Genomic DNA, 19,618 nt, shown 5'->3' with positions numbered 1-19,618 from the left:
AAGTGAAAAGGAGAGATTGTACTGCAAGCAGTGGGCCGGGTTTGAGTCCGAATCGATCAGAGGCAGGTGCCGGGTGAGTTGTTACGTCGATGGGGCCAGCGGTAACACCTGGCGTCTCGAGTGGCTGGCGCAAGATGCGTTGGCCGGTATTTTCTCGACTATGGGTCGGGCCGCTTGCACGCTGATGTCCCTATAGTGGCCACAAGGACTCGAGTCGGAATGCTCGACAGCCATTACAAGAAAAGGGGTTTTGCCATGCGCCAGTCCTTTCGTTTCGCCAAACACGCTCTGGCACTGGTCTGCGCCACGCTTTTGAGCGGCCCGGCTCTGGCCAAGATGGTCGAACTGGAGGACGGAGAACTGTCGGATATCACCGGGCAGGCTTTCATCAACCTGACCACCGACACGGCCGGACAGATCAATTACACTCGGGTCAACTTTGGACTCAAGGTCGACACCCAGCTCAATATCAAGAAGTTGGAGCTGGGTAGCTATGCACGGGCCGGTGAGACTCGCCCCTCGGACATTCTGATTAACAACTTCGCCTTGGGTACGGTCGGTGCCAACGACAGCATCAACCCGTTTCAGATTGTCGACCCTTATCTGGAACTGGCTTATGAGGGCAATCAGGTCGTAGGCGTGCGCATCGGCTTCGGCCAAGCCAAGGGCGTGTTGTCTGGTGACATCTCCCATCTGACTGGCAAGATCGCAGTGGACTTAGAAGGTAAGGCCAAGCCGCTGCTCGACGAAGCGAATTTCTTTCAGCGTCTGCTGCTTGGTGCGACGGTGAACGAGAACTCCACCATCCGCTCCGAAGCAGAGCTGGTCAGCAATGGGACGCCTGATTCAGTGCGCGCCAGTCAGGCCGGGCTGAAAAACGGCTCGGTCGTACAGTGTGTGGCCAACTGCAACCTGCTCGGCGGACTGCTCACTGCTTTCCCCTCGCAGGGTTGTCAAATCATCGGCATTGCAACCTGCTTCAACCTCAGTCAGTTCCAATCGCTGAATATCGGTAACGTAAGCGCCCCCGGTATGGAGCAGGCCGCCAAGGGCGTTTTCATCTCGCTGCAACTCAAAGACTTGCAGTGGCGCGATATGGATACCTCTGAACTGATCAATACCGTCGCGGGTGCTTTTCTCAATATCCCCAAGTACCGCGATGCCAATGGCAACCTGGTGGCGGGTATCAAGTTCGATTTCGATCAGGCGCTCAACGGCATTCCGCGTCAGGATACCTGTTTGGGTAGCGCCATCTCGGGATGCTGAGCATGATCAGTCGTAGTCTTTCACTGATGATATTCGCAGGGCTTGGCGTCTCTGCCCAGGCCATGGAGCCGTTGAGCGACCAGGAAATGTCCGCCGTGCAGGGCGAAGGCCTGGGCTTCGTGCTCGACCAGGTGTTGCTCGACGGTTCCGGCGCGCAGATCGTGATCAACGACATCACCGACGGCCAGGGGCGCAACGTGCCGATCTCGGTGAAGAACCTCTACCTCGGCGCCGCCGGCAGTAACAAGGGCAGCAACCTCAATCCGGTGACCATCGGCAGTCTCGATCATCCGTTCGAGCTGGAACTGGCCAAGGGCGAGGAATTGCGCACCCTGCGCGATGACGGGCAGTGGGTGCAGACCACGCCGAACAACATAACCGTGCTGTCGTTCAAGTTCCCCGAGCGCCTGGTCGCCGGTGGCAACCCCTGTATCGATGGCTATGCGGCGGCCGGCTCGAACTGTTCGACCGCCCCCAGTGGCCGCGCCGACCTGGGCGTGCGCTTCGATTTCCAGGTCGCGGCGGGGCGCACCGAGATGCTGGCGCTGGATTTCCACCAACTGGTGATGGATGGCTCCTACCTGCGCCTGTGGGGCGATCCCGGGCAGAACGGCAATGGTGAGCTGGTCGGTGAGGCGCGCATCAATATCTTCGCCAAGACGCTGGAAATCATGTCCTGCGCCCAGGCCAGTTGCGATATCACCGGCGAGACCGCTGCCCAGCGCGGCGCTCGCACCCTGTATGTCACCAATGGCTACGCCAACATCGCTCTGGGCTACGGCAAGTCGCAACCCTTGCGCCTGCGCTCCAGCGCCGATGGCCAGTTCGTCCTGGAACTGCAGAACCCCACCGCCAGCGGTACTACCACCGTGCAACGGCAGGCACTGGCCAGTGATTTTTACGCCAATGCGCCACGCACCAATCTGGTCTTCGAGAACCTCAACGTCGGCGGTGTGCGCAGCAGCGCCACCGCCTTGCCGACCGGGGGCTACAACTTCGGGCGCAACGAGATTTCCGGGCTGAGCTTCAACTACCTCAAGGTGAGCAGCTATGACTTGCGCTAACGCGGCAGCCGTCCTGCTGGCGCTGTTGCCGGCGCTGGCGCTGGCCGAGCTGCAGCCGATGGATGATGGCGACCTCAGCCAGATGAGCGGGCAGGGTGGCGTGTACCTGTCCGGTGAGTTCAGCATCAACAAGAACGGTGGCGTGCTCTGGGATACGCCGACCACGAACAATCCGGCGCAGTGGACGGCCAATCAGCGCAGTTGCGCCCTGGCCGGCGCCGCTACGCCCGAGAGCTGCGGCATGCGTGTGGCCGTGCGCACCGGGGCCACGTCCGGCTGGTACGTGCTGGACAATATCAAGGGCATCTTCAGCTTCGAGGGCCTGACCCTGGACACCCGCTCGCTGACCGCTGCCAATGGCGAGCGTGAGGTGCTGGCCATTGGCCTGCCCAGCCAGGTGCGCTTCAAGGACGGCAACCTCACCTTTGCCGTGGCCAGCCAGGGCGGTTGGAAGAACAAGGCGCTGAGCACGGCCGCGGGCGGTGATCCGAGCTATCAGCAGACCACGCTCTTCTCGGCCAAGATCGACGGCAGCGTGCGCATGCAGGGCAGCGTGCTGGTCTTCCCGACGCCCTGAGGAGCCCATCCATGACACGTCACTGGTTGCTGTGCGCCGTACTCTTCAGCCCGCTGCTGCAGGCCATGCAGGCGCTGGATGACGAGGGGCTGGCGGATGTCAGCGGGCGCGGCGGCATCAGCTTGGAAACCTCCGGCGGCGGCTGGTCGGCCGGCAGCCTGGATTACACCCAGGATGGCCAGACCCTGCGCCTAGAAGGTGTCAGCAACCGCCCGCAGCAGGCTGGTAGCAGCTCCAGCACGCAGATCGACGTGGTCGACGATCAGTTGCGTGTCGAACATCAGGGGCGTGCCGAGCAACTGAGCGTCGAGCGTGTCGGCTTCGTTGGCAGTGAGCGCAGCTTCGGCGCCTTCCGCGCCTTCTACACCCTTGGTGCCAGTCTGCGCCTCAGCGGTGGCGGGGCCAGCGGGGTGAGTGGCTTTCGCCTCGATGAAAGCCGTCTGTCCCTGGATGCGGTGACCTTCTATTACCGCGATAACGGTTTCGACCTGATCGTGCGCGACGCCTCGTTCGATGCCTACCTGCACAACGCCTATCTGGACATCGTCAGTGGCGGTGATGGCTCGGCCGTGCGTCTCGACCTGGGCGACAGCCGCTTCCTCGCCCATATCGGCGGCATCGGTCTGGATCTGGCGCAGGGCGACCCTGCTGGCGTGAGCATCACCCCTGGCGTGGCGGATACCCGCTACGCCGACCAGGCCCGTAGCTTCGGCCAACTGGACATGGACTTGCGCCTGGGCGGCAGCATCCGCATCGCCGCCGGTGGCGCCAGCGGCGAAGGCTTGCGCCTGACGCCCAATATCACCATCGCCAACAGCCTGTTCCAGTACAAGGACGACGGCGTGCTGCGTGCGGAGAACTTCAGCGGGGTGCTCAGCAGCCAGAATGGCATCACCCTCGACCTTGGCGAGGACGGCAGCGGCCGTTACGTGCAGGTGGCGTTTCAGGATCTCAAGTTCAGCGCCAGCCTGGGCGGCCTGATCATCGGCAACCCGAGCAACCAGAAGATCGGCAGCCTGGCCATGGAACTCAACTTCCGTGACGAGGGCGCCTGGCGCAACCAGCTCAAGCTGCGCCCAGGCGCGGCAGCCAATGCCGGCCAGCAGGGGATTGGCGGGGATGTGTCGTGGAACATGGTCAGCAGCTCGGTGTCGCTCACCGATAACGGCAATAGCATGTGGTTCAGCGGCCTGCGCACCCATGGCAGTGGCCAGTTCGGCATCGACCTGACGCGCAGTTGCCTCGCCGGCGCTGCGTCCGGCTGCTACGCCGGTAGCCTCAATACCCAGGTCGACAGTGGCGGCTATGACGGCCACTTCGACGGGCTGCGCCTGAGCCTGCAGAACGTCAGCGGCAGCTACAGCTTCGACGGGCTGCGTGTCGGGCGTGCCGATGCACCGCTGCAAGGTGGCACCGAACTGCTGGTGCTGCTGGAAGTGTTCCCCGCCTACGACTTCAACCTCAACGGCCAGCTCACCCTGCGCCCCGGTGGCGCCAGTGGCGATGGCCTGCGCTACAACGCCGATTTCGTCGTCACCAACGGCAATGCCGCCATCACCGTTGACCAGACGGGCAAGGGGTTGTGGCTGGCTGGTACGCGCTACGACATGCACTTTCGCGAGGGCTCGCTGGACGTGACGCAGAACGGCATCCAGCTCAACCGTGGCACCTACTGGTCGACCCTCGATGTGCACGATGTCCGTTGGGGCGACCGCAGCAGCGGCGACAGCCTGGGACGCATCGTGCTGCGCCGCTACGAGCAGGGCTCGACGCTCAGCCTCAGCTCTGGAGGTGCCGGAGCGCTGTGCGTCGGCGGCAGCGGTAGCAACGCCACGGCCTGCACGGCCAGCGGCGGGCGCTGGGAGGATCGCGGCAACGAAGGGCTGACGGCGGGGCTGAAGAACGTCTTCGTCCGTGATACCTCGGGCAACCCGGCAAACAGCGTATCGACCAGTGAGAAGCGTAACCAGCTGATCGTCGAGACGGATCGGGTGGGCGGCGTCAACGGCACTGGCGCGCAACTGGTGGTGGACAACTTCTACACCTCCGACGCCAACCCGAGCGATGCCAATGCCAACACTTACGGCGTACGCGTCGGCCTCAACCTCGATGTGGCGCCGACCAAGGTCTGCGACAAGAGCGCCAGCGGCTGCCCGCAGGTGTCGCCCGACCCGCTGGGCTTTGCCGTCAACGGTCAGGTGCAGTTCAAGGAAATCAACGTCGACCGCATTCAGAACGTGCATCCCACGGGCGGGGCGGTTACCTCCATGTACGGTCTCAAGCTGCAGAACGCCGATATCCGCGCCAACCTGACCGCCACGCCGATCAACTGACGGGTCTGTGGGTTGCGGCTGTCGCGGCTAAAGCTCCCTCCCACAGGTGCTTCCGCATCCAGCCGTCATACCGCTGTAACCGCTCTGTCTTAAGGTCTTCGTCCTGGCGGGCCAGGCTCCGGTCATTACCGGTTGTACAAAAAATCTCCAATGCCCTTTCGATATGCGCCGGTTATCGGCACAATTCGCGTCCACTTTTTTCCGGGGGGCTGAATGTCCTCCTTTGGCCGACCTTGCTGGGGCGACGAGATGATCCAGACGCCGTACTACCTCATCGACAAACAGAAGCTTCTGGTCAACCTGGAGAAGATCGCCTACGTGCGCGAGAACTCCGGTGCCAAGGCGCTGCTGGCGCTGAAATGCTTCGCCACCTGGTCGGTGTTCGACCTGATGCAGCAGTATATGGATGGCACCACGTCGTCGTCGCTGTATGAGCTGAAGCTGGGCCGGCAGAAGTTCGCCGGCGAAACCCACGCCTACAGCGTGGCCTGGGCCGACGACGAGATCGAAGAGATGGTCGCCAACTGCGACAAGATCATCTTCAACTCCATCGGCCAGCTCGAACGCTTCGCCGAGCGGACGGAAGGCACCATCCGTGGCCTGCGCGTCAACCCGCAAGTGAGCAGCTCGGATTACCTGCTGGCCGACCCGGCGCGCCCGTTCAGCCGCCTGGGCGAGTGGGATCCGGCGAAGATCGAAAAGGTCATGGGGCAGATTTCCGGCTTCATGTTCCACAACAACTGCGAGAACGGCAGCTTCGAGCTGTTCGACAAGATGCTGACCACCATCGAGGAGCGTTTCGGCCACCTGATCGCTCAGGTCGAGTGGGTCAGCCTCGGTGGCGGCATTCACTTCACAGGCGAGGGCTACCCGATCGATGCCTTCTGCGCACGGCTGAAAGCCTTCTCGGAAAAGTACGGCGTGCAGGTCTATCTGGAGCCGGGCGAAGCGGCGATCACCCTCAGCGCCTCGCTGGAAGTGACCGTGCTCGACACCCTGTACAACGGCAAACACCTGGCCGTGGTCGACAGCTCCATCGAAGCGCACATGCTCGACCTGCTGATTTATCGCCTCAACGCCAAGATGGCGCCGAACGATGGCGAACACACCTACATGGTCTGCGGCAAAAGCTGTCTGGCCGGCGATATATTCGGCGAATACCAGTTCGACAAGCCGCTGCAGATCGGTGATCGCCTGTCGTTCATCGACGCGGCCGGTTACACCATGGTCAAGAAAAACTGGTTCAACGGCCTGAAGATGCCGTCCATCGTGGTGAAACAACTCGACGGTAGCGTCGAGGTGGTGCGCCAGTTCGAGTTCGACGACTACCTGTCCAGCCTGTCCTGACATCGCTGCGGTGGGCTGAAGCGGAACGCCGCCCGGCCCATCCTACGGCTTATGCCTTGCATGGCTGGTAGGGTGGGCTTCAGCCCACCTTCGTGACACACATCAAACGCTTTCAACAACGCAGTTCCCTGGAGGTGAAACAATTGAAGAAGAATGTCCTGATCATTGGTGCAGGAGGTGTTGCCAAGGTGGTGGCCCATAAGTGCGCGCAACACAACGACGAACTCGGTCGTATTGCGATTGCGTCGCGCAACATCTCCAAATGCCAGGCCATCATCGACAGCGTAGAGGCCAAAGGCGGACTCAAGCAGCCCGGCGAGATCAAGGCCTATGCACTGAACGCCCTGGACGTGGAAGCGACCAAGGCGCTGATTCGTGAAACCGAGTCGCAGATCGTCATCAACGTGGGCTCTGCCTTCCTCAACATGTCCGTGCTGCGCGCCTGCATCGATACCGGCGTGGCGTATCTGGACACCGCGATCCACGAAGACCCGAGCAAGATCTGTGAAACCCCGCCGTGGTACGGCAACTACGAATGGAAGCACCTGGCCGAATGCCAGGAAAAAGGCGTGACCGCCATCCTCGGTGTCGGCTTCGACCCGGGCGTGGTCAACTCCTACGCCGCTTTGGCGCAACAACAGTACTTCGACAAGATCGAGTCGATCGACATCCTCGACGTCAACGCCGGTTCGCACGGTAAGTACTTCGCCACCAATTTCGACCCGGAAATCAATTTCCGCGAATTCACCGGCACGGTCTACAGCTGGCAGAACAGCCAGTGGGTAAGCAACCGCATGTTCGAAGTCAAACGCACCGACGATCTGCCGGTGGTGGGTGAACAGAACCTGTACCTGACCGGCCATGACGAGGTGCACTCGCTGTCCAAGCACCTCGACGTACCGAATGTCCGTTTCTGGATGAGCTTCGGTGATCACTACATCAACGTCTTCACCGTGCTGAAGAACCTCGGCCTGCTCTCCGAGCAACCGGTCAAGACCGCCGAAGGCCTCGAAGTGGTGCCGCTCAAGGTGGTCAAGGCCGTGCTGCCCGATCCCGCCTCGCTGGCGCCGGGCTACAGCGGCAAGACCTGCATCGGCGACCTGGTCAAGGGCACCAAGGATGGCCAGCCGCGCGAGCTGTTCATCTACAACGTGGCCGACCACGAAGACGCCTTCGCCGAGACCGACAGCCAGGGCATTTCCTACACCGCTGGCGTCCCTCCGGTTGCCGCCGCGCTGCTGGTGGCGCGTGGCGAGTGGGATGCCAAGCGCATGGTCAATGTCGAAGAGTTGCCGGCCGAGCCGTTCCTGGGCCTGCTGGATGTGATGGGCCTGCCCACGCGCATCAAGGATGAGCACGGCGACCGTCCGTGGAATCAGCCTGCCTGATTCGCTGCGCAGCATGAAAAAAGGATCGCCTCGGCGATCCTTTTTTCTTTTCAGTGGCCTGGTTTCAGACCGTGACCACGCCGAAGAGCACGGCGGCTGCCAGCATCACCAGGCTGATGCCCCAAGCCCACAGCGCGGTATAGCGGATGTGCTTGTACAGCTCGACACCCGCCAGACCGATGGCCAGGTACACGCTGGGCACCACCGGGCTGACGCCGAAACCGGTGTTCTCGCCGATCAGCATGGCCTTGGCTACTGCGGCCGGGTCGACACCTGCCGCCACCGCGACATCGCGGATCACCGGCAGCAGGGCGAAGTAGTAGGCATCCGGCGAGAACAGCATGCCCAGCGGCACGCCGAAGGCGCCGATGATCACGTGCAGCCAAGTTGCCGAGCCTTCCGGCAGTACGTTGATCATCCAGTGCGCCATGCCCTCGGACATCCCCGTACCGGACAGCACGCCGAGGAGGATGCCGGCAGCGAGCATCACCAGGGCCATCTGCAGGGCGTCGCTGGCGTGGCGCATCACCGCTGCATTCTGTTCGTTCAGGCTGGGATAGTTGAGCACCAGGGCCAGGCCCAGGCCAACCATGAAACAGGCGAACAGCGGGAAGGCGCCGGTGAACAGGCAGGCGAGAATGGCCAGGGTGAGGGCCAGGTTGCCCCAGTAACGCCAGGTGCGTGGGCTGAGCAGCGCCGCATCGTCGCTGGCCGAGGGCGTGGCCGCGTGTTCGTTGATGTCGCCAATGCCGACCAGGCTGCGCTGTGCGCGGCGGCCGAGGAATATCGCCAGACTCATCACCAATGCCAGGCCGATCAGTTGAATCGGGATCAGCGATATCCACAGGTGCGAGGCGTCGATGCTGGTCACCGCCGAGGCGCGGGCGGTGGTTCCGCCCCAGGGCACCATGTTCATTACCCCGGCACTGAGTACCACCAGGCACAGCAGCATTTCCCGTTTCATGCCCAGGCGCAGGTACAGCGGCAGCAGGGCAGGAATCACCAGCAGGAAGGTGGCGGCGCCGATGCCGTCCAGGTGGGTGACCGCCGTTACCGCAACCGTGACCACCGCTACAGCCAGCGGCTTGCCGCCGGTGCTGCGCAACAGGAAGTTGACCAGCGGGGCGAACAGGCCGCGCTCGCGCATGATGCCGAAGTAGAGGATGGCGAAAATGAACAGCGTTGCCGTCGGGGCCACGGACTTCAGCCCCTCGGTGATGAACTTGCCGATTTCGGCCGGGGTGAACCCGGCCAGCGCACAAGCAATGACCGGCAGCAGGGTGAAGGCGACCAGCGGGGTGATACGTCGCATCAGGATCAGGGCGACGATGACGAACATCAGGGTAAAGCCGAGGGCAGTGATCATGCCGGTGTCTCCGGTTTTATTGTTGTTGGAGTCGAGGTGAGCGGGGAAGGGCGAATCAGCCTGGCGGCGGCAGCCTCAGGTCGAGCAGCAGATAGCTCAGGCTCTTGCCGTGTCGGTCGATGCCGGGGCTGGCGTTGACGCCGCCTTCCAGGGCGTCCTCGACGACAAAGTTGAGGCCGCCCAGGTTGGGCAGCTCGTAACGCCGCACCTGGCCGATGCGCCGATGCGCCAGGCAAGCGGCGACGCGCTCGGCGGTCAGCTCGGCTGCCAGCCAGGGGTAATGCGCGGCGTCATAGGCGAATACCGCGACGCTCAGGGTGTTGCCCTTGTCGCCCGCGCGGGCGTGGGCGTAATCGCACAGCAGCACTTCGGCGCTCATCAGAACCACTCCACGTATTGTTGAACCTGGTCGCGCTCGATGAGAAAGCTCGCGGTGGACAGCGACTCGCTCAAGTAACGGCGCACGCCGCCACCGCCGGCCGGGCCGTTGGTGTAGAGCGACTCGGCGTCGAGCAGCAGGCGTTCGAGCTGTGCCTTGTCGCGGTCGATGAAGCTGATGCGCAGGCGCACGTCCTGCGCCTCCCGCGTATCCGCCAGGCGTGCGTCCAGCCACTGGCCGGCGCGGTCATTGAACAGGCTGGCGACGCCGATCAGGTCGATCCAGGGCGTCAGTTGTGGCGCCAGGCGCGCGCTGCGTTGCAGCAGGATGTCGCGGGCCAGGGCGGCGCGGGCCAGGGCGCCGGGGCCGGCGTAGGAGATTTCCGCCTCGGCGAACCATTTGCCGCGCAGGCCGACCAGGCCCTTGAGGCGCGCCGGGCGGGGATGACCGCGTACCCCCTCGACCGCGACCTGGTCGGCGGCCACCTGGCGCACGCGCACCTGGCTCAGGTCGAGGGTCACATCCGGGGTCAGGTAGGCCGCCGGGTCGTGGACTTCATAGAGCAGTTGCTCCTTGACCGTCTGCTCGGTGACGCAGCCGCCGGTGCCGGTGGCCTTGCCGATGATGATTTGCCCATCGGCGGTCACCGTGGCGATGGGGCAGCCAGGGTTGGCCGGATCCGGTACGTCCTTGAGGCCCGGATGGGCGAAGTAGCCGCCCGTGACCTGGGTGCAGCATTCGAGCAGATGACCAACGGTGGTGGCCAGCGCCAGGCGATCCCAGTCATCGGCCTGCCAGCCGAAGGCGTGGCACAGCGGGCCGACGGCCAGGCTGGGGTCGGCGACGCGGCCACAGAGTACGATATCGGCGCCTTCGTTCAGCGCCTGGGTGATGCCTTCGGCGCCGCTGTAGACGTTGACCGACACCACCTCGCCATCCAGGGATTCGGGTAGCCACTGTTGCAGGTCGATGTCGCTGGCCAGCAGGTCGTCACCCAATACGCAGGCGATGCGCGCCGTCGTGTGGCATGTGCCCAGCAGATGCTGGCGCAGGCGTCGGGCGGCCGCTGCCGGGTTGGCCGCACCGCCGTTGCTGATGATCGGAATGCCGGCGTTCAGGCAGGTTTCCAGCACCGGTTCGAGAAACTCGAACAGACGTGCGGCGTAGCCGCTGTCGGCATCGTTCAGGCGGCGCAGTTGCGCCTCGGCCAGGGTGCGCTCGGCGAGCAGTTCGAAGAACAGGAAGCGCCGTCCGTCGCGACCTGCCAGGTCGTTGGCGAGCGCCAGAGCGGCATCGGGGCGGTCGTTGGCAAAGCCAGCGCCACAGCCGATATGCACGGTTGTTGTCATTGTCGAGCCCGTTGGCAATTCGGTAGGGCACCATCCTGAGCGGGCTGTATTAAGTTGTGAATTCGAAATGTGGTATCAATTGATAAGACATTTTTATAAGGGGTGGCGCCGTGGACGTCAGCTTTCGCCAGTTGCAGGCCTTCGTGCTGATCGCTGAGCATCGGAGTTTCAGTCGTGCCGCCGAGCGTATTCACCTGTCGCAGCCGGCGCTCAGCTACAGCCTGCGCAAGCTGGAGGACGCCCTCGGGCTCGCCTTGCTGGCGCGCAATACGCGTAGCGTGGAGTTGACCGAGGCCGGGCTGCGCTTTCTCGAACAGGCAAGGCGGCTGCTGCGCGACATGGACAACGCCGTGCACGATGCACGCGAACAATTGCACCTGGAGAGCGGCTCGCTGCGCATCGCCGTGCTGCCCTCGGTGGCCATCGAGCCGCTGCCTCGGGTGCTGCAGGAGTACCGGCGGCGTTATCCCGGTATCGACATTAGCCTCAGCGATGGCCGCGCCGGGGAGATTCGCCAGTGGGTCAGCGCCGCCGAGGTGGATTTCGCCATCACCTCGGCGGTGGACGATCTCGGCGCACTGGATTTCCAGCCGCTGTACGACGACAGCCTGGTGTTGCTGGTGCGCGGCCATGAGCGTCTGCGCGGCAAGGCGTTGCTCGCTGCGCTGCGCGAGCAGGACTACATCGCCACGACGCGCGACACCAGCCTGCGCGGCATGGCTGATGAAACGCTGCAGCGCATGGGGTTGCTGCGTGAACCGGCGTGGGAGGTGGCGTACATGAGCAGCGCCGCCGCATTGGCCCGCGCGGGGTTGGGCTTCGCGCTGTTGCCGGCCAGCGTTGCCGACACCTTCAACAGCGATGGCAGCCTCGCGGTGCATGTATTGAGCGAAGCGCCAGCGCGCAGCATCGGCCTGCTGCAACGCAAGCCGTGCTATCTGAGCCCACCGGCACAAGCCTTCGTCGGCCTGCTGCGACAGCAGATGGGCGGCGCTCAGGGGCTATCCGCGACCGTCGATTCACGCGACAATCGCCCCCCACTCGAATGACCCCACGGGATACTGCTGCTTTGAACGCCGAGCTGCGCCGCCGCGCCTACCTCGATGCCATGCAGGTAGCCACCTGGTTGCCGCGCACCGAACTGCCCTTCGCGGCAGCGTCGCGTGCCGAGTTGCTGGCGCCGCCGCCTGTCGACGTGCCGCAGGAAGTCATCAGCGAGCCGCTGGCCGTCGTTGCCGAGGTGGTACGCGAGGCGCCGGTCGAGCGGCCGAGGATCGAGATCCCGCGCCCGGGCGTCCAGGCGCGCCAGCCGGCTGCCGAAACGCCAGCGCCAGAGCCTGAAGCGGTCGAGGAAAAACCGGCCCGCATCAGTGCGCCCCCGCCACGTTTCTCCCTGCAATTGCTGCGTGCCGGCGATTGTGCTCTGTTGGTCGAGCTGCCAACCGGCGAGCCGTTCCAGAGTCGCGATCCGGCCTACATCCTGCTCAAGGATCTACTGCGCGCCGCCGGCCTGCCGGACAGCCCGCAACTGCTCGGCGAGCCAGTGCGCTGGCCGTTGCTGGTGCGAGGCCAGATGGATCAGGGCCCGGAGGCAGCGCTGGAATTCGTGCAAAGCTTCGTTGCCGCCCGCCTTGAAGAGCAGCCCAGCGCCTGCCTGTGGCTGGTCGGCTTGCCGGCCATTCGTTTTGCCGGCGAAGGCGATGAGCACAGTTACAACCGCGAACTGCAGGTCGAAGGCCTTGGCGCCTGCTGGGCCGTGCCGGGCCTGGAGCTGCTGATGGAAGAGCCGACGCGCAAGCGTGAACTGTGGCAGGCCATGCGGCGCACGCGCCAGCGCTGGCTGGCTCCGTGAAACGATCAGCTGCGCGTCGGACCTGCTGCGTTGAAAACAATCTGGAGCGCCAGCCCGGTCGAAATGCTCATGTACAAAAGTACAGTCGCCCGCGACTCCGACCGTTTCTCACTTGTTTTTGCGGGGCCGCCATCGGTATTGCATGGCTCTAGCTCGCAAGATCGTAGATATTTTTTGAGTGTTCCAATGAGCGATGCGATTTCCTTCCGCCCGATGACTGAGGCGGATCTTGATGCCGTGCTGAAGATCGAATATGCCGCCTTCAGCCACCCCTGGACGCGCGGCATCTTCATGGACAGCCTCAAGTCCTATAACTGCTGGCTGATGTTCGAAGGCAATCAGCAGGTCGGCCATGGCGTGATCAACCTGATCCTCGACGAAGCGCACCTGCTCAATATCACCGTCAAGCCGGAAAGCCAGGGGCGTGGCCTCGGCCTGCGCCTGCTCGAACACCTGATGCAGGAGGCGCACGCGTTGGGCGGGCGCGAGTGCTTCCTCGAAGTGCGTGCCAGCAACCAGAGCGCCTACCGCCTGTACGAGCGCTTTGGCTTCAATGAAGTCGGTCGGCGTCGCGATTACTACCCGGCTGTTGGCGGCCGCGAAGACGCGCTGGTGATGGCCTGCACGCTGGTCGATTGATGTCATTGCGTTTAAAAACGTAGCCCGGATGCAATCCGGGAAATCGTTGCCCCGGATTGCATCCGGCTACGGTCTGGCTGTTTGCTCACACCAGGCGTTTCACCCCGGATGCCCATCCACCCGCGCCCGGCACAGTATCGGTGCGTAATGCCAGGCGAACAGGGCGAAGGCGGCGCCCCAGCAGAGCGCCGCCAGCCATAGCCAGCCGCTACCTGCCGAGACCCGAATCAGCGCGCCCAGATTGAGCAGGCCGAAGGCCCAGGCCATGCTGTGCGGTGGCTGCAGCGCGCGGCCGGTGTGACCGAGGCTGACCCGCGCCATCATCGCCAGGATCAGCCCGCCCATCGCCCCCACCGCCAGCGCATGGCTGGCCAGGCTGGGGTGTGCCAGCCAGCCCAGGTGCCAGGTGGCCATGCCGAGGCTGGCGACCAGTAGCCAGGCGTAGCCCAGGTGCAGCGACCACAGCAGCGGCACCCGCCAGATGCCGCTCAGGTGCCAGCGCCACAGGCGCAGTCCATGCAGCACGCTCAACAGGATAAAGGGCGCAGCCAGCCAGGGCGTTGCCTGCAGGTTATGCCCGCTGGCGAACAGTGCGGCGACCAGCACGCCGCAGACCAGCAGCAGGCGATCCAGCCAGGGATGAGCGGCGAAGGCCTCGACCCGGCCCAGGCCGCGCTGGGTGAAGAAGGGGATCACCCGGCCACTGATCAGGCTCAGCATGACCGCAATCAGCCACAGTGCGGCCAGCGCTCCTTGGCGTTGCAAGCTGTCGTCGCCCATTGCCAGACCGGCGAGCGTGAGTGCCTGGCACAGCGCGAGCAGGCTCAGTACCAGCAGGATCGGGTAGTTGTTGCGTTGCCGGGCAGCGATCAGCTGGCGCGCCATCTGTGTGATGAACAGGCCGATGAAGGCCAGTTGCAGCACGATCAGCACCGCCAGCGGTACGGGGGCGAACCAGGCCAGGCGTGCCGCCAGCCACAGCCCGAACAGCGTGAGCAAAGGCCATCCGCTGAGGCCGGGGCGCCCCGTCCAGTTCTGCACGGCAGTCAGCAGAAAACCGCTGATAATCGCCAGGCCGAAGCCGAACGGCATCTCGTGGCGATGCCAGGCGAGAGCGCCGCCGGGCATCGTCGGGTACGTCAAGCCATGCAGTACCGCCGCCCACAGGGCGACGGCGAGCAGGGCGAACAACGCGCCCGCGAGAAAGAACGGACGAAAGCCCAGGCGCCAGAGCGGTGGGGTGCTCAGTGCCTGCTGGCGATCGAGCAATTGCATAAGGGCATGTCCTCTCGTTCAGTTATCCAGCGCCGAGGCCGGGCCGAAGAACTCGTAGTGGCTCTGCTCGGCCGGTACGCCGAGCGCCTGCAGGTGGCGCCTGACCTGCGCCATGAAGGGTTTCGGGCCGAGGAAGTAGGCGTCCAGGTCGCGTTCGGTCGGCAGCCATTGCTCCAGCAGTTCGCGGCTGAGCAAACCCTCGGCGTCTGCTGCATCGCCCGCGCGCGGCTCGCTGTAGCACACGTAATGGCGAATCTGCGGATGCTCGGCAGCATGGGCGTCGACCCAGTCGCGGAAGGCATGCACCTCGGCATTGCGCGCGCAATGGATGAAGTGGATTGGCCGGCCGCCGTGTCGCGCGGCATCGAGCATGGCCAGTGCCGGGGTGATGCCGACGCCGGCGCTGATCAGGGCCAGCGGTTTGTCCGACTCACTCAGGGTGAACTCGCCTGTCGGTGGGAACAGCTCCAGCACATCGCCAACCTGCACCACGTCGTGCAGATGGTTGGACACGCGGCCACCAGGCTCGCGCTTGACGCTGATGCGGTACTCGCGGCCATTGGCCAGGGCCGACAGCGAGTAGTTGCGGCGCACCTCCTCGCCGTCCAGCAGCAAACGCAGGCCGATGTACTGACCGGGCTGATGGTCGAGCAGCGGGCCGCCATCGACAGGCTGCAGGTAGAAGGAAACGATCTCGGCGCTCTCGGCCACCTTGCGCGCCACGCGGAAGGCCCGTGCGCCACGCCAGCCGCCGGGGGCTGCGGCATTTTGCGCGTACTGGCTCTCTTCTGCGCCGATCAGAATGTCGGCCAGTTGCTGATAGGCCGCGGCCCAGGCATCGATCACCGCATCGGTGGCGATTTCAGCACCCAGTACCTCGCGGATCGCGCGCAGCAGGCAGCCGCCAACGATGGGGTAGTGCTCGGGGAGAATCTGCAGCGACACGTGCTTGTTGACGATCTGCGCCACCAGCGGCCCGAGGGTTTCGAGGCGGTCGATATGTCGGGCGTACATCAGCACGCCGTTAGCCAGTGCGCGCGGCTGGTCACCGCTGGCTTGGTGCGCCTGGTTGAACAGCGGGCGTACCTCGGGGTATTCGCTGAGCATCATCCGATAGAAGTGTGTGGTCAGCGCTTCGCCGCCGCTTTCCAGCAGGGGTACGGTGGCTTTGATCAGGTCACGTTGAGCTGGGGTGAGCATGAAGGTATCTCCGCAAGGCAAATAAAGACGCCGGTGTGGCTCGTCTGGCCAGGTGGGGCGTGCTAGCGTTAGCGCGAGATACCTATCAGTAAGCGTGCCAGATAAATAATCCTTAAATATCAATGGCTTGCTTATTTTGTTGTGTTAATGACTCGCCTTGCGCTTGAGTCATAAAGACTTTGAGTAGTCGAAATGACCGCTAATCCGCTGCTGGAAACCCTGATACCTCTGGTCGCCGATCTGTCTCGCGAGCTGAGCGATGGCGAGCGTTATCGTCGCCTGCTCGCTGCACTACGCCAGCTCTTTCCCTGCGATGCCGTGGCGCTGCTACGGCTCGATGGTGAGGTGCTGGTGCCGCTGGCGGTCGAGGGTTTGAGCCCGGACACACTGGGGCGGCGTTTCCGGGTCAGTGAGCAGCCGCGCTTGGCCGCGCTGTTGGAGCATGCCGGGCCGATACGTTTCGCCGCCGACTGCGGTTTGCCCGACCCATACGACGGCCTGGTCGAGGGGCTGCCGGGCCATCTGGAGGTGCATGATTGCCTCGGTTGTCCGCTGTACCTGGACGAGCAGCTCTGGGGCCTGCTGACCCTGGATTCGCTCGACCCGGCCCGCTTTGGTCAGGTCGACCTGGACGGCCTGGCAGCCTTCGCCAGCCTCGCTACGGCCACGGTCAAGGTCAGCCAGCGCATCAGCGGCCTGGCGCAGCGGGTGGAGGCCGAGCGCCAGCTCACCGAGCTGTACAAACAGGCGCGCCAGCGACCGCGCGAGCTGGTGGGGCAGAGCGCGGCGCTACGCAAGCTGCAGGACGAGATTCGTCTGGTCGGCGACAGCCCGCTGACCGTGCTGATTACCGGCGAAACCGGCGTCGGCAAGGAACTGGTGGCCGAGGCAATCCATGCCGCTTCGCCGCGCGCGCAGCGGCCGCTGGTCAGCATCAACTGCGCGGCACTGCCCGATGCGCTGGTGGAAAGCGAACTGTTCGGCCATGTGCGCGGTGCCTTTTCCGGGGCGATGAGCGAGCGTAGCGGCAAGTTCGAGCTGGCCGATGGCGGCAGCCTGTTCCTCGATGAAGTGGGCGAGCTGCCGTTGGCGATCCAGGCCAAGCTGTTGCGCGTGTTGCAGAGCGGCCAGTTGCAGCGGGTCGGATCGGATCGCGAGCATCGCGTCGACGTGCGGGTGATCGCCGCCACCAACCGCGACCTGGCGGCGGAGGTGCGTGCCGGACGCTTTCGTGCCGACCTCTATCACCGCTTGAGCGTCTACCCGCTACCAGTGCCGCCGTTGCGTGAACGCGGCCGCGATGTGCTGTTGCTGGCCGGCTACTTTCTCGAAGAAAACCGCGCCCGGCTCGGGCTGCGCAGCCTGCGCCTGAGTGCCGAGGCGCAGAAGGCGCTGCTGGGCCACGACTGGCCGGGCAACGTGCGCGAGCTGGAGCACCTGATCGGTCGCGCGGCGATCAAAGCGCTGGCGCGCCATGGCGAGCGACCGCGCATTCTCAGCCTGGATGTGCAGGATATGGACTTGCCGAGTAGTGAGACGGTGGCTGTTGTCGAGGCCGTGTTGGCGACCGGCGAGCCTGTGCCGGCGGGTGTGGAACTGCGCACGGCGGTGGATGCCTTTCAGCGTCAGTTGATCGAACAGTGCCTGGCGCGGCATCACGGCAAATGGGCCGATGCCGCGCGTGAGCTGGGTGTGGATCGGGCCAACCTCAGCCGTTTGGCCAGGCGGCTGGGCATTCGCTAGCCGGATTGTAGGAGGGGCTTTAGCCGCGATCTGTTGATCGTCGCGGCTGAAGCCCCTCCCACATGATCGGCATCTGCCCGTAGCCCGGATGCAATCCGGGGCCAGCAAATCCCGGATTTCATCCGGGCTACAGTTGGAACACCAGCGCTTTCAAACCGCTCTCGGGCGAGATATCGGGAAACTCCGGCGGATTGTCCAGACGCTCGACGAAGCGCAGTTGCGGCGCTTCGGCGGCCATGCCGTCGATGAGAAAGTCCGGGCCGATATCCGGGTCGTTGACGCAGGCCAGCACGGTGCCGTGCTCGGTCAGCAGCTCAGGCAAGCGCCGGAGAATCTTGGCGTAGTCCTGGGTGAGGGCGAAGCTGCCTTTCTGGAAGCTTGGCGGGTCGATGATGATCAGGTCATACGGGCCGCTTTTGCGCACCTTGCCCCAGGACTTGAACAGCTCATGGCCGAGAAACTCCACTCGGGAGAGGTCGTGCTGGTTCAGGCGATGGTTGTCACGCCCGCGCGACAGTGCGGCGCGTGCCATGTCCAAGTTGACCACGTGCGCAGCACCGCCAGCGATGGCCGCGACGGAGAAGCCGCAGGTGTAGGCGAACAGGTTGAGCACGCGTTTGCCGCCGGCCTGCTCACGCACCCACTGGCGCCCCAGGCGCATATCGAGGAACAGGCCGCTGTTCTGCTTGCTACCCAGGTCGAGCAGATAATGCAGGCCGTCCTCGATGATCGGCCATTGCGCCTGCGGCTCGCCGGCCAGCCATTCGCTCTCGCTGCCCTGTACATAACGGTGCTGCAGTAGCAGGCCGCGCGCACCGCTGGCTTGCCATTGCGGCGTTGCCAGCAGTTCCACAAGCAGCGGCCTTAGCGCCGGCGATGGCTCGCGGAACAGCATCACCAGGACGATGCCGGACAGCCAGTCGACGGTGATCTGCTCCAGCCCCGGCCACCAGCGACCACGGCCGTGGAACAGGCGGCGGGTCTCATTGCCGGGGTGGTTGTCCAGCGCCTGTAGCAGGTGTTCGCGCAGGGTGGCGAGGGCGGTATCAGTCATCGCGGGTCAGCACTTCCAGCAGCTCGATTTCGAAGGTCAGGTCGGAGTTGGGCGGAATCGAGCCGACGCTGCGCTCGCCATACCCCAGGTGCGCCGGTACTTGCAGCTTGCGCTTGCCGCCGACCTGCATGCCCATCAGGCCCTGATCCCAGCCCTTGATCACGCGACCAGTACCGATCACGCACTGGAACGGTTTGCCGCGCGAGTAGGATGAGTCGAACTCGCTGCCATCGGCCAGCCAGCCGCGATATTGGGTGGTGATCAGGGCACCCTTGACCACGGCCTTGCCGTCGCCTGGTTGCAGGTCTTCGATGATCAGTTGGTCAGTCATGTCAGGGTTCCTTGCGATGACGGTTTTGGCTGGCCTGTACGGAGCGTTCGGCGGGTACGCGCAGTTGCACCAGCAGGTAGTGGGCGAACGCCGGCTCATAGTTCTGTAGAGCGATGGCGCCGGCCATGCAGCTCAGCCAGCTTTCGGCCAGCGTCTGATCGATTGGCCATTGGGCATGGAAGGCCGGAATGCTGATGCTGCCGTATTTCTCGGCGAACAGCCGCGGCCCGCCCAGCCAGCCGCTCAGGAAGCACGCCAGCTTGTCGCGTGAGGCGCTCAGGTCGGCTGGGTGCAGGGCACGCAGTGCGGCGGCTTCGGGGCGTTCGTCCATCAGGCGGTAGAAGTCGTCGACCAGACGGCGCAGGCCGTCGATGCCGCCAGCGGCCTGGTAGGAGGCATCGCCGGTGCCGTAGGGAGGTGTGTCGCTCATCGCGTTGTTCCGCGGAAAAGGCGCC

18 protein-coding genes are annotated in these 19,618 nt (G+C 64.3%); 10 read left to right on the top strand and 8 right to left on the bottom strand.

Annotated features, from left to right (window positions below):
• Window positions 1-255: 255 nt before the first annotated feature.
• The 6 genes from ACODS1_RS21810 (at window position 256) to ACODS1_RS21785 (ending at window position 7,975) form a co-directional block, all read left to right on the top strand.
• Window positions 256-1,266, top strand: a complete 1,011-nt coding sequence (locus ACODS1_RS21810) for a DUF6160 family protein (protein WP_489087305.1) — start codon at window positions 256-258, stop codon at window positions 1,264-1,266.
• Window positions 1,260-2,330 carry a hypothetical protein gene (locus ACODS1_RS21805; RefSeq protein WP_489087298.1) on the top strand — a complete coding sequence of 357 codons (1,071 nt, stop codon included), beginning with the start codon at window positions 1,260-1,262 and terminating at the stop codon, window positions 2,328-2,330. The genes ACODS1_RS21810 and ACODS1_RS21805 overlap by 7 nt, the downstream gene beginning before the upstream one ends.
• Entirely contained in the window at window positions 2,317-2,907 is a 591-nt protein-coding gene (locus ACODS1_RS21800; RefSeq protein WP_489087297.1) for a DUF6160 family protein, read from the top strand. The genes ACODS1_RS21805 and ACODS1_RS21800 overlap by 14 nt, the downstream gene beginning before the upstream one ends.
• 11 nt (window positions 2,908-2,918) lie before the next feature.
• Window positions 2,919-5,240 carry a DUF6160 family protein gene (locus ACODS1_RS21795; protein WP_489087296.1) on the top strand — a complete coding sequence of 774 codons (2,322 nt, stop codon included), beginning with the start codon at window positions 2,919-2,921 and terminating at the stop codon, window positions 5,238-5,240.
• A gap of 249 nt (window positions 5,241-5,489) precedes the next feature.
• On the top strand, window positions 5,490-6,587 hold the full coding sequence (locus ACODS1_RS21790) for a carboxynorspermidine decarboxylase (RefSeq protein ID WP_322982042.1): 1,098 nt from the start codon (window positions 5,490-5,492) through the stop codon (window positions 6,585-6,587).
• A 143-nt stretch (window positions 6,588-6,730) separates the two neighbouring features.
• Window positions 6,731-7,975, top strand: a complete 1,245-nt coding sequence (locus ACODS1_RS21785; protein ID WP_489087295.1) for a saccharopine dehydrogenase family protein — start codon at window positions 6,731-6,733, stop codon at window positions 7,973-7,975.
• 64 nt (window positions 7,976-8,039) lie between these two features.
• Here ACODS1_RS21785 and ACODS1_RS21780 read toward each other — a convergent pair whose 3' ends face one another.
• From ACODS1_RS21780 to ACODS1_RS21770, 3 genes are read right to left on the bottom strand one after another with little or no spacing between them, the layout of a single operon-like run.
• Entirely contained in the window at window positions 8,040-9,341 is a 1,302-nt protein-coding gene (locus tag ACODS1_RS21780) for a CitMHS family transporter (protein WP_489087294.1), read from the bottom strand.
• A 55-nt stretch (window positions 9,342-9,396) separates the two neighbouring features.
• Complete coding sequence (locus ACODS1_RS21775) at window positions 9,397-9,720, bottom strand: AtuA-related protein (protein ID WP_082768105.1); 324 nt, start codon at window positions 9,718-9,720, stop codon at window positions 9,397-9,399.
• Entirely contained in the window at window positions 9,720-11,069 is a 1,350-nt protein-coding gene (locus tag ACODS1_RS21770) for an acyclic terpene utilization AtuA family protein (RefSeq protein ID WP_489087293.1), read from the bottom strand. The genes ACODS1_RS21775 and ACODS1_RS21770 overlap by 1 nt, the downstream gene beginning before the upstream one ends.
• Before the next feature lie 110 nt (window positions 11,070-11,179).
• Between ACODS1_RS21770 and ACODS1_RS21765 the strand changes: the two genes are divergently transcribed.
• The 3 genes from ACODS1_RS21765 (at window position 11,180) to rimI (ending at window position 13,560) form a co-directional block, all read left to right on the top strand.
• A complete protein-coding gene (locus ACODS1_RS21765; RefSeq protein WP_322982019.1) occupies window positions 11,180-12,118 on the top strand; it encodes a LysR family transcriptional regulator in 939 nt (312 codons plus the stop codon).
• 20 nt (window positions 12,119-12,138) lie between these two features.
• On the top strand, window positions 12,139-12,921 hold the full coding sequence (locus tag ACODS1_RS21760) for an energy transducer TonB (RefSeq protein WP_489087292.1): 783 nt from the start codon (window positions 12,139-12,141) through the stop codon (window positions 12,919-12,921).
• A 186-nt stretch (window positions 12,922-13,107) separates the two neighbouring features.
• Window positions 13,108-13,560, top strand: coding sequence for a ribosomal protein S18-alanine N-acetyltransferase (rimI, locus tag ACODS1_RS21755; protein ID WP_489087291.1), 453 nt, complete (start codon window positions 13,108-13,110; stop codon window positions 13,558-13,560).
• A gap of 99 nt (window positions 13,561-13,659) precedes the next feature.
• On the opposite strand, the gene ACODS1_RS21750 is transcribed toward rimI, so the two are convergent.
• Window positions 13,660-14,835, bottom strand: coding sequence for an NnrS family protein (locus ACODS1_RS21750; protein ID WP_489087290.1), 1,176 nt, complete (start codon window positions 14,833-14,835; stop codon window positions 13,660-13,662).
• A gap of 18 nt (window positions 14,836-14,853) precedes the next feature.
• Window positions 14,854-16,035, bottom strand: a complete 1,182-nt coding sequence (gene hmpA, locus ACODS1_RS21745; RefSeq protein WP_489087289.1) for an NO-inducible flavohemoprotein — start codon at window positions 16,033-16,035, stop codon at window positions 14,854-14,856.
• Window positions 16,036-16,227: 192 nt separating this feature from the next.
• Here hmpA and norR point away from each other — a divergent pair, with 192 nt between their 5' ends.
• Window positions 16,228-17,778 (top strand): nitric oxide reductase transcriptional regulator NorR, encoded by a 1,551-nt coding sequence (norR, locus tag ACODS1_RS21740; protein ID WP_489087288.1) that lies wholly within the window; start codon window positions 16,228-16,230, stop codon window positions 17,776-17,778.
• Between the two features lie 127 nt (window positions 17,779-17,905).
• Here the strand turns inward: norR and ACODS1_RS21735 are convergent, their stop codons facing one another.
• Genes ACODS1_RS21735 through ACODS1_RS21725 form a run of 3 tightly spaced genes read right to left on the bottom strand, consistent with a single transcriptional unit; the run spans window position 17,906 to window position 19,593 of the window.
• Window positions 17,906-18,832, bottom strand: a complete 927-nt coding sequence (locus ACODS1_RS21735) for a class I SAM-dependent methyltransferase (RefSeq protein ID WP_489087287.1) — start codon at window positions 18,830-18,832, stop codon at window positions 17,906-17,908.
• Window positions 18,825-19,163, bottom strand: coding sequence for an FKBP-type peptidyl-prolyl cis-trans isomerase (locus ACODS1_RS21730; protein WP_489087286.1), 339 nt, complete (start codon window positions 19,161-19,163; stop codon window positions 18,825-18,827). Before ACODS1_RS21730 ends, ACODS1_RS21735 begins: the two co-directional genes overlap by 8 nt.
• A 1-nt stretch (window position 19,164) precedes the next feature.
• The gene (locus ACODS1_RS21725) at window positions 19,165-19,593 is read right to left on the bottom strand and encodes a group II truncated hemoglobin (protein ID WP_489087285.1); all 429 of its coding nucleotides are present in this window, start codon (window positions 19,591-19,593) and stop codon (window positions 19,165-19,167) included.
• Window positions 19,594-19,618: the final 25 nt, after the last annotated feature.

It is taken from the genome of Pseudomonas sp. FG29, assembly GCF_057809355.1.
This window is presented reverse-complemented; position numbering and strand designations above follow the sequence as displayed.